The organism is Bilophila sp. 4_1_30 (assembly GCF_000224655.1).
GTDB classification, from domain to species: domain Bacteria; phylum Desulfobacterota; class Desulfovibrionia; order Desulfovibrionales; family Desulfovibrionaceae; genus Bilophila; species Bilophila wadsworthia.
This window is the reverse complement of sequence record NZ_JH114232.1, coordinates 70,116-81,472: the sequence shown is the minus strand read 5'-3', so window position 1 is coordinate 81,472 and position 11,357 is coordinate 70,116. Positions and strand designations below refer to the sequence as shown.

Sequence of the window (11,357 nt, the reverse complement as noted above, 5' to 3'; positions counted from 1 at the left end):
TCTCCCTCCCCCGGACCCCCTCCCTTCCCTTTCCCAAGACTTTCGCACGCGGGCGGGAGGCGGGGGCCCTTTTGGAAGGCGGGGCCGTCTCTCGGACTTCCGCTGAATCGGCAGGGGTAGGCGGCTCCCATGCCGGAGAGAACGCCAAGCTGAGTAAAACGCCCGTCGCGGATACCTCTTCAACAGAGCTATCTTCAGCCTCTTCGCCTTCGGGGAAGTATGGGAACAGGGATTCGATAAGCGCAAAAGTCTTTGGAAGAGGAGGGATGGGGGCCCGGGGGAAGGGAGGAGAAAGCTTTTCTCCAGAAAAGTTTCTCCTCCCTTCCCCCGGCGATTCCACCCAGCCCCCAGCTCTCGCCTCACAGCCTGTGATCCGCGCTGTGAGCCTGACCAAGAAGTTCGGAACATTCGTCGCGGCGCACGATATCACCTTCGAGGTGCAGCCGGGGCGCATCTTCGGGCTGCTTGGCCCCAACGGGGCGGGGAAGTCCACGACGTTCAGGATGCTGTGCGGCCTGTCGCGCCCCACCGAGGGCGAATGCTTCGTCGCGGGCATGAACCTGCTTACCGCGGGCGGGGCCGCACGGGCCAAACTCGGCTACATGGCGCAGAAATTTTCCCTCTACGGCGAACTGACCGTGCAGCAGAACATGCGGCTCATGGCGGATCTGTACGGGCTGGAACGGGGCAGGGTGAAGCCGCGTATCGAACAGCTTGTCGAGGCGCTGGATCTGGAAACGTTCCGGGACGTCCGGGCGTTCAATCTGCCGCTCGGGCAGAAGCAGCGGCTTGCCATGGCCTGCGCCACGCTGCACGAGCCGCCCGTGCTGTTCCTCGACGAACCGACATCGGGCGTCGACCCCCGGACGCGCCGGGAATTCTGGAAGCACATCAACGCCATGACCCAGAACGGCGTGGCGGTGCTCGTCACGACCCACTTTATGGAAGAGGCCGAATATTGCGACGAAATCGCGCTGGTGTTTCAGGGCGGCATCATTGCACGGGGCACGCCCGACGAGCTCAAGGGCAAAGCGCCCGGAGCGGCGAAAAACGGCGGTGCGGCGGACATGACGCTCGAAGAGGCGTTCATCGCATATATTGAGGAAGTGCAGCGCAAGGGAGGTCACGCATGAGCAATGCCGATCCGGGCCGGACACGGCCCGTGTTCCAGTGGCTCGCGCAGCTTTTCGCGCTCATGGGCAAGGAGAGCAAGCAGATCATCCGTGATCCGTCCTCCTATCTGGTCGCGGCAATCCTGCCCATGATCTTTCTGCTGCTGTTCGGTTACGGCATCACGCTGGATGCCGGGGTCATGGACATCGTGATCCTCGATGAAAGCAACAGCCAGTCCGGGCTGCAATTACAGGAAAACTTTGCCCATTCCCCGAACTTCCGGGTCCATCAGGCCCGGTCGCGTTCCGAAGCCGGGCGTATGATGCGCGACAGCGTGATTTCGGGCTTCATCGTCATTCCCTACAACTTTGAGGCGCTGCTCGTGGGCGGACAGGGCAAGGCGGCCGTCGCCCCCATTCAGGTGATCGTGTCGGGAGGCGAGCCCAACACGGCGAACTTCATACGCGGCTACAGCCAGGGCGTCATCGCCAACTGGCAGCAGACCCGCACGCCCGGCGGGGTTATCCAGAAGCAGCCCCTTGACGTGGCCCCGCGCTACTGGTTCAACCCGGCGGCGAAGAGCCGCTGGTATCTGGTGCCCGGCTCCATCACCATCGTCATGACGCTCATCGGGACCATGCTCACGGCGTTGGTCATTGCCCGCGAGTACGAACGGGGGACGATGGAATCCCTTTTCGCCACGCCCGTGACCCGGATGCAGATCCTGCTCGGAAAGCTTATCCCGTATTACTTCCTCGGCATGTTTTCCATGACCATCTGCGCGCTGGCCGGGGTGTTCCTGTTTGAGGTTCCCCTGCGCGGATCGGTATTCGCCCTGTTTGTCTTGTCGAGCACCTTCCTCATGCCCGCTCTTGGGCAGGGGCTGCTCATTTCCATTCTCACCAAGCAGCAGCTTCTTGCCGCCCAGACCGGGCTGATCACCGGGTTTCTGCCCGCCGTCATCCTGTCCGGGTTCATTTTTGACATCAACAGTATGCCCGACGCGCTGCAATACCTTACGCTGGCCATCCCCGCGCGGCACTTCAACACGGCGCTTCAGACGGTCTTCCTTGCCGGGGATATCTGGCCTGTGTTCCTTCCGCGTATGGCCTTTATGCTCGGGCTTGGCGCCGCCTTTCTGGTCATCACGTACAGGAAGCTGGTGAAGCGGTTGGATGTGTGAACCTTGGGAGAGGGCTTCCGGAAAAAGGGATCCCCTCCAGCTTCTTGCCTTTCTCCAATGAAGGGGCAAGGGGCGCCGCCTGTTACCGGAGGTCTATTTTATGATGCGAACGCTTCGCCGTATCCTTGCGATTGCGCGGAAAGAGCTGCTGGTGCTCATGGGCACGCGGCAGAGCCGGTTCATGGTGCTGATCCCGCCGGTCATCCAGATATTCATCTTTGCGTGGGCGGCCACGATGGAAGTGAAGAACGTGGACGTGGTGGTGATCAACGAAGACTCGGGGTACTGGAGTCAGGAGGTCATCAGCCGGCTGCGCGGTTCGCCGACCTTCAGGCACATCACGTTCGAAGACGATTTCAAGAAGGCCGAGGAAGCCATCAATCGGCAGGACGTGCTGGTGGTGATGCACTTCCAGAACGACTTTTCCGCCAAAGTGGAGCGGGGCGTGCCCGCCGAAGTGCAATTGCTGCTGGACGGGCGGCGATCCAACACCGCCCAGATTTTGACGCAGTATGTCCAGCAAATCGTACAGGGGCTGGCAACGGCGACGCCCGCTTTCGTGCAGGCCAAGCCTTCCCGCGTCGAGGTCGAGGAGCTGAACTGGTTCAACCCGAACCTCGATTTCCGCTGGTTCATCCTGCCGAACCTGATCGGCACGATCAACTTCTTGATGGGGATGATCATTACCGGCCTGACCGTGGCGCGGGAACGGGAGCTCGGCACGTTCGACCAGATGCTCGTTTCGCCCGCGAGCCCGGTGGAGATCGCCTGCGGAAAGCTGATCCCCGGCTGCGTGGTCGGGCTTGTGCACGGGACCATCTTCTTTTTCTCCATAATCGGGTTCTTCAAGGTGCCCTTTGTGGGGTCAGTGGCGGTGCTGTACGTGACCATGCTGCTGTTCTCGCTTTCGGTGAGCAGCATCGGGCTTATGGTGTCCTCGTTCGCCTCCACGCAGCAGCAGGCTTTCTTGGGGTGCTTCACCGTGGGCGTGCCGTGCATCCTGCTTTCGGGATTCATGACGCCCATAAACAACATGCCGATGTTTTTACAGGATCTGAGCCAGCTGAACCCCTTGCGGCATTTTATCGTGATCCTTCAGGGGCTGTTCCTCAAGGATATCACCATGAGTGCCGCACTGGACAGCAGCGCGCGGATCGCCGCGATCACGGCGGTATCCATGCTGTGCGCGATCTGGATGTTTACGCGTAAGGCATAGGGCCCGACACGTTGCGTATCGATTCAGGAATGGCTATAAAGAAAAGAGCATGTCGCGCAAGGCGTTGCCGGGGCCCCGCGAAGGGCGTCCGGGAGGCGCGCCGCCGGTAGCAAAGACGCATGGAATAGTGTACGTGAGTTCCACTCAGGGATCAGGCGCAGCCCCTGCCCGGCAGGAACGCCGTCATCCCTCCACCTTTACCTGAGGAGATACGCTTGGACCGAAGTACGGACAAAAGTTTGTGGGATCGGGTCTGCAACCTGTTCGGAGGCCGCTCGGGCGACTCGATCGAGCAGGCCGTCATGGAAGCCCGCGACGAAGGGGAACTGGACCTCGCCGAAGGCTCCATGATCCTGAGCATCCTGCGCCTTGACGATGTGCAGGTGCAGGACATCATGACCCCGCGAACTGATTTCGACTGTATGCCTACGGGCGCACCCGTGAGCGAGGTGGCGCAGTGCATTCTGGAAACCGGACATTCCAGGTTGCCCATCTACAAGGATACGCGCGACAACATCATCGGGATCGCCTACGCCAAGGATCTCATCAGCCTCCTCGTCGATCCGGCCAAGCACCATACTGCGGTGGACGAAATCATGCGTTCGCCCTTTTTTGTACCCGAAACCAAGATCGTGAGCGAGCTGCTTCAGGAATTCCGGTCCCGCAAGAACCATATCGCCATTGCCGTGGACGAATATGGCGGAACGTCCGGCCTCGCCACTATCGAGGACATCCTTGAGGAGATCGTGGGCGACATCGAAGACGAGCACGACGCGCCCAAGGAAGAGGATATCCATCCTCTCGGGGGTTCGCGTTATGCGCTGTCCGGCCGCGCCTACCTTGAGGATCTGGAAGAACTCGGCATCAATCTGGAGGCTGACGAGGTGGATACCATCGGCGGCTACCTGTGCCTTGAAGCCGGGCATGTTCCCGAGAAGGGAGAAATTTTCGAGTGCGGCGGCTGGCGGTTCATCGTGGACGAAGCCGACGCCAAGCAAATCCGCCGTGTGATCGTGGAACCCGCCACGCAGGAAGAGAACGGCGCCGAATAGACGGATGAGAGGGCTCCCCCGCAAGGGGAGCCCTCAATGCAGGAAAAGGCCGGAACCCAACGCTGGGTTCCGGCCTTTTCCTTTTCATCTTGCGGACGGTTACCGGCGTCCTCTGCCCGGTGTTGGAGGTTGCCGCCGGGCAGTTCTGGAACAGTTCTTCTCTGAAAATTTCGGAGGGGTGAATTGAGGAATGGCATTCCGCCGCTCCTCTCTAAAAAGATATAGGGGGGAAGCAAAGAGCGGCTCGTCTTTTTCTTTCCACACAACGGAACTTCTGCCGCGCTGCCTCCCCACCAGTCGAAGTTTTTGCGGGTGGGGGTTCGGGGGAGGGGGCTTTTTTCAAAAAGCGCCCTCCCCCGATATATTCACTTCATTTAAAACGCGGCTTCATACAGCTGCTGGACAGCGGCGTCGGTCATCTTGCGGGGGTTGGTGAGCCCGCAGGCGTCCTTCTGGGCGTTGGCGACCATCGTCGGGATGTCGCTGCGGCTGACTTCCTTGCCGTACCGCTTGGCAAGCTCGGTGATGCTGGCCGGGATACCCACATCCTGTGACAGGCGGCGGATGGCGGAGATGGCCAGTTCGGCGGCATCGCGCTTGGAAAGGCCTTCTATGTTTTCATCCATCATGCTGGCGATATTGATGAATTTGTCCAAATGGGCGAGCAGGTTGTACTCTTCCACGATGGGCAGGAGGATGGCGTTGCATTCGCCATGGGGCAGGTTGTAGAAGCCGCCGAGCTGGTGGGCCATGGCGTGCACGTGCCCGAGGCTGGCGTTGTTGAAGGCCATACCGGCAAGGTACTGGGCGTAGCACATGCCTTCGCGGGCGTGGATGTCGCTGCCGTTGGCCACGGCGCGGCGCAGGTTTTCGGAAACCAGCTTGATGGCCTTTTCGGCACAGGCGTCGGTCAGCGGGGTAGCGCCGGTGGAAACGTAGGCTTCAACCGCGTGGGTGAGCGCGTCCATGCCGGTGGCGGCGGTCAGGGCCGGGGGCATACCCACCATCAGGATGGGGTCGTTGATGGCGACGCTCGGGGTGATGCGCCAGTCGACGATGGCCATTTTCACTTTGCGGGCGCTGTCGGTGATGATGCAGAAACGGGTGATTTCGGAGGCCGTACCCGCGGTGGTGTTCACGGCGAGGTAGGGGGGCATGGCTTTGGTGGACTTGTCCACGCCTTCATAATCGTGGATTTTGCCGCCGTTGGAAACGACGAGGCCGATGCCCTTACAGCAGTCATGGGAAGAACCGCCGCCGATGGAGATGAGGCTGTCGCATTCTTCTTTCTTGTACAGTTCGACGCCTGCGGCGACATTAAGGTCGGTGGGGTTTGGAACCGTCTCATCATAGATGGCGTATTCCATCGCCGCTTCGTCGAGGATATCCGTAATCTGTTTCAGGATGCCGGTGTGGACGATACCTTTGTCCGTGACAAGCAACGGCTTCGTGGCGTTCAAATAAACGATACGTTCGGGGATAGCTTTTGCGGCGCCTACACCAATAAGCGTAACGTTGGGAATAAAGAAGCCGTCAACTTTTTCAACAATAGCCATTGTGGTATCCTCCACTGTTTATAGATGGGCATAAACAAGGCAAGAAGAAAAGTAGAAACAGAGAAAATATAGAAACCTTCTTATCTCTTTTGGGGCAACCTATGATGTTTCAAAAAACAGGTCAATAGGCTTTTGTAAAATACACTACATGTGAAAAAAGATTTTTTTGCATGTGAAAGGTGCTTTTTCTCACGAAAGATAAAATATTTTTTCACATAGAAATAGATTGTGCATTCATTCAATTTGTTGATTGAACAAACATGTTCAGAAATGATTTATGATCGGCAATGAAATAAAGCGAATTGCTCAAATGGATAGTCCTGACGCCTATCCGGTGCCGGAGAGAGGGAAGCCGGGGGGCGGGCTTTTCCGCCCCGAGAGGGGCTGGAAGGGCTCCGCCGATTTGCAAATGGGCTTGACAACAAAAAATATCCATTGTAGGGGTAACTCCTTTCGGAACATTTACCCACTCCTATGGAGGAAAACAGATGCCAACTATCAACCAGCTTATCCGCGTCGCGCGGAAGAAGGTTGTGAAGCACAAAAAGACCCCGGCCCTGCAGGCTTGCCCCCAGCGCCGCGGCGTGTGCACCCGCGTGTACACGACGACCCCGAAGAAGCCGAACTCGGCTCTGCGTAAGGTCGCCCGTGTGCGTCTCACCAACGGCCTCGAAGTCACCGCGTACATCCCCGGTGAAGGCCACAACCTTCAGGAACACTCCGTCGTCATGATTCGCGGCGGCCGTGTAAAAGACCTTCCCGGTGTCCGTTACCACATCGTCCGTGGTACTCTGGATACCTCCGGTGTGCAGGATCGCCGCCAGCGTCGTTCCAAGTACGGCGCCAAGCGTCCGAAGTCCTAAGCCGCAAAGCTTTCCCGGCAAGAGGTCTGACGGCACATCCGCCGTCTTTGCGAATTTTCGCATCACAGTGTCATGCCATGGGTGCGCGTCCATGCCCCCCCGCAACGGGAGGGGCGCAGTGGGAACACACCAAGGCAGCCCGGGCGGCCCGCCGCCTCGGGAAACCGCATAGCACTGCAACCCCTGACGTAACGCGTCCGCGTTACCCGGAGAATTTTCATGCCCCGTAAAGGTCCTATCCCCAGAAGGGAAGTTCTGCCTGATCCGATTTATGGCAGCCGCTTGGCCGCCCGTTTCGTGAACCGTCTCATGTACGACGGCAAGAAGGGCGCTGCCGAAAAGATTTTCTATGGCGCTCTTGAAGTCCTCGCCGAAAAGACGGGCGAAGAAGCGCTGCGCGCCTTCGAAAAGGCTCTCGAAAACGTGAAGCCTCACCTCGAAGTCAAGGCCCGCCGCGTGGGCGGCGCCACCTATCAGGTGCCTATGGAAGTGCGTCCTGACCGCCAGGTCTCCCTTTCCATCCGTTGGTTGATCACCTACGCCCGTTCCCGTGGTGAAAAAGGCATGTCCAACAAGCTCGCCGCCGAGCTTCTGGATGCCTTCAACAGCCGCGGCGGTGCCGTGAAGAAAAAGGAAGACACCCACCGCATGGCCGAAGCCAACAAGGCTTTCGCGCATTACCGCTGGTAGTCGGGGAGAAACATGTCTCGTTTAGCACCTATCGAAAAAATGCGGAACATCGGCATCATGGCTCACATCGATGCCGGTAAGACCACGACGACCGAACGTATCCTGTACTACACCGGCGAAAACCACAAAATCGGCGAAACCCACGAGGGCGGCGCTACGATGGACTGGATGGCGCAGGAACAGGAACGCGGTATCACCATCACTTCCGCCGCGACGACTTGTTTCTGGCTTGATCACCAGATCAACATCATCGACACTCCCGGCCACGTTGACTTCACCATCGAAGTGGAACGTTCCCTGCGCGTGCTCGACGGTGCCGTGGCCGTGTTCGACGCCGTCGCCGGCGTGGAACCCCAGTCCGAAACCGTGTGGCGCCAGGCCAACCGTTACGGCGTGCCCCGTATCTGCTTCATCAACAAGATGGACCGCATCGGCGCCAACTTCTTCCGCAGCGTGGACATGATCCGCGACCGCCTGAAGGCGAAGCCCGTCTGCCTCCAGATCCCGATCGGTTCTGAAGACAAGTTCGACGGCGTTGTCGACCTCATCAATGGCCGCTCCGTCCGCTTCGAAAAAGAATCCAAGGGCCTTCAGATCACCTATGGTGAAGTCCCTGAGGATCTCAAGGATCTCTACGAGGAAAAGCGCCTTGAGCTGCTGGACACCGTGGCGGAAGAAGATGAAGAATTGATGGAAAAGTACCTCGAAGGCCATGAACTGACCGTCGAGGAAATCAATTCCTGCATCCGCAAGGGTACCATCCGTCAGAGCATCGTGCCCGTCCTGTGCGGCACCGCGTTCCGTAACATCGGCGTGCAGCCGCTGCTCGACGCCGTTGTGAACTACCTGCCTTCTCCTCTCGATATCGATCAGATGGTGGGCCACAACCCCGACAAGCCGGAAGAAGAAATCGTCTGCCCCAGCTCGGACAAGGAACCGCTCGCCGGTCTCGTGTTCAAGCTGGCTTCCGACCCCTTCGTGGGCCACTTGGCCTTCTTCCGTATCTACTCGGGCGTGATCGAAGCCGGCTCCACGTTGTACAACGCCAACACCGGCAAGAAGGAACGCCTTGGCCGTCTGCTCCGTATGCACGCCAACAAGCGTGAGGACATCAAGTCCGCCGGCGCCGGCGACATCGTGGCTCTCGTGGGCATGAAGCTTGCCTCCACCGGCGACACGATCTGTGACGAAAAGCGTCCCGTGGTGCTCGAATCCCTCGATATTCCGGAACCGGTTATCGAAGTCGCCATCGAACCCAAGACGAAGACCGACCGTGACGCTCTCTCCGCCGCGCTCAACAAGCTGGCGAAGGAAGACCCGTCCTTCCGCGTGAAGGGCAACGAAGAGACCGGCCAGACCCTCATCGCGGGCATGGGCGAACTGCATCTGGACATCATCGTCGACCGTCTGGTCCGCGAGTTCAACGTGAACGCCAACGTCGGCAAGCCTCAGGTTGCCTACCGCGAAACGATCACGAAGCCCAGCAAGTCCGACCTGAAGTACGCCAAGCAGTCCGGCGGCCGCGGCCAGTACGGTCACTGCGTGATCGAAGTCGAGCCCAACCCGGAAAAGGGTTACGAGTTCGTCAACGCGATCACCGGCGGCGTGATTCCGAAGGAATACATTCCTTCCATCGACAAGGGTATTCAGGACGCCCTGAAGTCCGGTGTGCTCGCCGGCTTCCCGGTTGTGGACGTGAAGGTCACTCTGGTCTTCGGTTCCTACCACGAAGTCGACTCCTCCGAACAGGCCTTCTATGTGGCCGGTTCGATGGCCATCAAGGACGCCATGCAGAAGGCGACCCCCGCTCTCCTCGAACCCTACATGGACGTGGAAGTGGTGACCCCCGATGATTACCTTGGCGACGTGATGGGCGACCTCAACGGTCGCCGTGGCCGCGTGCAGTCCATGGAAGCCCGCGCCGGCGCTCAGGTTGTCCGCGCTCAGGTTCCGCTGTCCGAAATGTTCGGCTACGCCACGGACCTGCGTTCCCGTACGCAGGGCCGCGCGACCTTCACGATGCAGTTCCACCACTATGAAAAGGTGCCCGCGGCTATCGCTGAAGAAGTCAGCAAGAAGACTGCGAACTAAACCATACGATAAGATGCGCCTCCGGCGGCAAGGGGGGCATGATGTCCCCCTTGACCCCTCGGCGCGGTCTTTGGAAACAGACACCCCGGACGGAAAACGTCTGGGGTGTCTGTTTCCAAAGACCGCTTTTCACTCGGCAGCCGTTCCCTTTTTAGAGGCAACGGCCGCACTTGTTTTTTGTCCATCTCCGAATCTCTACCGCCTCTTCTTGCGGGCCGTGTTCTTTTCCGGCGTGGCGGGATGTGATGTGATTTGGGGATTGTCCTCGGGTTCAGGAGGAAGCGGTGGAGGATTGGGGGTTCCGAGGTATTTGAGGAAGAAGGCGGCGGATTCGGCGGCCATTTTCGTCTGTACGGCCTTCCGGCGCGAAGGAGAGACGGCAAGGCACATTTCAGGAAGCGTCTGATCCAGATTGTCGCCGCAGGATGACATCAGGCTTGCTGTATCCGCATCGGGCAATACGCCAAGCTGCGGAGGCTGGGGCATGGCGCTCAGGAGGCGTTCCGCGTGCTGGAGGGTATAGAGAGGCGTCCTCTCGGCACGAAGCAGCAGAAGGGGAATCCGGATGCGGGACAGGCTGGCGGGAGTGAACATCATGGCATAGGAAGGGGAAACGGCAGCTGCGGCGCGGACACGCCTGTCGCGGTAGGGTACGGAAAGGTTGGGAGTGGTGGAAAAAGCCCCCATGCGCTGCCGTGCCCACGGCGTGCAGTATGGATCGGCGTTTTCTTCCTTTCCGGCGCAGTAGATGGGCCAACCGGTCGCGTCCAGCCGCGCTCCGGCGATGAGCATGGCTGCCGTGCCCCCGGAGCCGACGCCAAGGACGCCGATGCGATCGGGATCGATGAGCGGTGCCGTCTCGGGATCGGCTAGGGCGATGTCCAGTGCCTGCGTGAGCTGCTTGGCCCGGCCGGTCACCTGTACGGGCATGAAAAGGGCTCCCATGTCGTCCACATTGTCGCCGGGATGCGTGAAGGCCAGGACGACAAAGCCGTTGCGGGCGAGTTCCGATGCCAGTTCATGCAGGGAAAAGCGTGAGCCCGCGCTGTCATGGGAGAGCAGGATGAGAGGGTGTTTTCCTTCCACGGGAGGCCTGCCGCGTGCGGCGGAGAAGCTCCAGTCTCCGTAATTGACCTGAAAGGACGCGGAACGGCTGGGGTACCAGACGGCGAAGTCCAGCCGCACGTTTTTGGCTGGATCCCAGATGCCGAGGGTTTTAAAGCCCGGTTGAAGAGGCGCTGCATACGCCGTGCAGGTCAGTATGAGGAACGCGAGCAGGAAAAAGAGAAAACGGCGCGTCACGATGGCTCCGGTATCTGCTGAGGAAAGGGAACGCGGTTCCCTTTGAGGTTTGTCAGGAAGGGGTACGAAGGTCCCCCGTTGCGTTTTGGCACCCTACCGTGAATGATGAGAAAAGGGAATTGCGGAGAAGATGGCAGGGGGAACGGGCGGCTCGGCTTTTCATCAGTGAGGGCCGGTCCGGTCCAGAGTATTCCATCTTTAACCTGTACGCTGCTTCAAACGGTAATCCGTCTTAGGGAACGCTGGAAACAGGGGTTCGATAAACACAAAAGTCTTTGAAGTGGAGGGGGG

At 59.4% G+C, this 11,357-nt stretch carries 9 protein-coding genes; 7 read left to right on the top strand and 2 right to left on the bottom strand.

Annotation, left to right across the window (positions count from 1 at the left end; translation table 11 throughout):
• The first annotated feature begins 380 nt into the window (after positions 1 to 380).
• The 4 genes from HMPREF0178_RS07115 to HMPREF0178_RS07100 all read left to right on the top strand — a co-directional run bounded on the left by HMPREF0178_RS07115 (position 381) and on the right by HMPREF0178_RS07100 (position 4,564).
• Entirely contained in the window at positions 381 to 1,133 is a 753-nt protein-coding gene (locus tag HMPREF0178_RS07115; protein ID WP_232281229.1) for an ABC transporter ATP-binding protein, read from the top strand.
• Complete coding sequence (locus HMPREF0178_RS07110) at positions 1,130 to 2,296, top strand: ABC transporter permease (protein ID WP_009368111.1); 1,167 nt, start codon at positions 1,130 to 1,132, stop codon at positions 2,294 to 2,296. The genes HMPREF0178_RS07115 and HMPREF0178_RS07110 overlap by 4 nt, the downstream gene beginning before the upstream one ends.
• A 100-nt stretch (positions 2,297 to 2,396) precedes the next feature.
• Entirely contained in the window at positions 2,397 to 3,512 is a 1,116-nt protein-coding gene (locus tag HMPREF0178_RS07105; protein ID WP_009368110.1) for an ABC transporter permease, read from the top strand.
• 215 nt (positions 3,513 to 3,727) lie between these two features.
• Positions 3,728 to 4,564 carry a hemolysin family protein gene (locus HMPREF0178_RS07100; protein ID WP_009368109.1) on the top strand — a complete coding sequence of 279 codons (837 nt, stop codon included), beginning with the start codon at positions 3,728 to 3,730 and terminating at the stop codon, positions 4,562 to 4,564.
• 374 nt (positions 4,565 to 4,938) lie between these two features.
• On the opposite strand, the gene HMPREF0178_RS07095 is transcribed toward HMPREF0178_RS07100, so the two are convergent.
• Positions 4,939 to 6,120: an iron-containing alcohol dehydrogenase gene (locus HMPREF0178_RS07095; protein WP_009368108.1), complete on the bottom strand. Its 1,182-nt coding sequence runs from the start codon at positions 6,118 to 6,120 to the stop codon at positions 4,939 to 4,941.
• A 488-nt stretch (positions 6,121 to 6,608) separates the two neighbouring features.
• Here HMPREF0178_RS07095 and rpsL point away from each other — a divergent pair, with 488 nt between their 5' ends.
• The 3 genes from rpsL to fusA all read left to right on the top strand — a co-directional run bounded on the left by rpsL (position 6,609) and on the right by fusA (position 9,764).
• Positions 6,609 to 6,983, top strand: coding sequence for a 30S ribosomal protein S12 (gene rpsL / locus HMPREF0178_RS07090; protein ID WP_005027859.1), 375 nt, complete (start codon positions 6,609 to 6,611; stop codon positions 6,981 to 6,983).
• Positions 6,984 to 7,202: 219 nt separating this feature from the next.
• Complete coding sequence (gene rpsG / locus HMPREF0178_RS07085) at positions 7,203 to 7,673, top strand: 30S ribosomal protein S7 (RefSeq protein ID WP_005027858.1); 471 nt, start codon at positions 7,203 to 7,205, stop codon at positions 7,671 to 7,673.
• Positions 7,674 to 7,685: 12 nt separating this feature from the next.
• Entirely contained in the window at positions 7,686 to 9,764 is a 2,079-nt protein-coding gene (gene fusA / locus HMPREF0178_RS07080; RefSeq protein ID WP_009368106.1) for an elongation factor G, read from the top strand.
• Positions 9,765 to 9,959: 195 nt separating this feature from the next.
• On the opposite strand, the gene HMPREF0178_RS07075 is transcribed toward fusA, so the two are convergent.
• Positions 9,960 to 11,066, bottom strand: a complete 1,107-nt coding sequence (locus tag HMPREF0178_RS07075) for a dienelactone hydrolase family protein (protein WP_009368105.1) — start codon at positions 11,064 to 11,066, stop codon at positions 9,960 to 9,962.
• Positions 11,067 to 11,357 lie beyond the last annotated feature (291 nt).

What these genes read in the sequence shown, in the direction of transcription:
- HMPREF0178_RS07110 (WP_009368111.1), top strand. Translation starts at nt 1,130, where the DNA reads ATGAGCAATGCCGATCCGGGCCGGACACGGCCCGTGTTCCAGTGGCTC.
- HMPREF0178_RS07105 (WP_009368110.1), top strand. Translation starts at nt 2,397, where the DNA reads ATGATGCGAACGCTTCGCCGTATCCTTGCGATTGCGCGGAAAGAGCTG.
- HMPREF0178_RS07095 (WP_009368108.1), bottom strand. Translation starts at nt 6,120, where the DNA reads ATGGCTATTGTTGAAAAAGTTGACGGCTTCTTTATTCCCAACGTTACG.
- rpsL (WP_005027859.1), top strand. Translation starts at nt 6,609, where the DNA reads ATGCCAACTATCAACCAGCTTATCCGCGTCGCGCGGAAGAAGGTTGTG.
- rpsG (WP_005027858.1), top strand. Translation starts at nt 7,203, where the DNA reads ATGCCCCGTAAAGGTCCTATCCCCAGAAGGGAAGTTCTGCCTGATCCG.
- fusA (WP_009368106.1), top strand. Translation starts at nt 7,686, where the DNA reads ATGTCTCGTTTAGCACCTATCGAAAAAATGCGGAACATCGGCATCATG.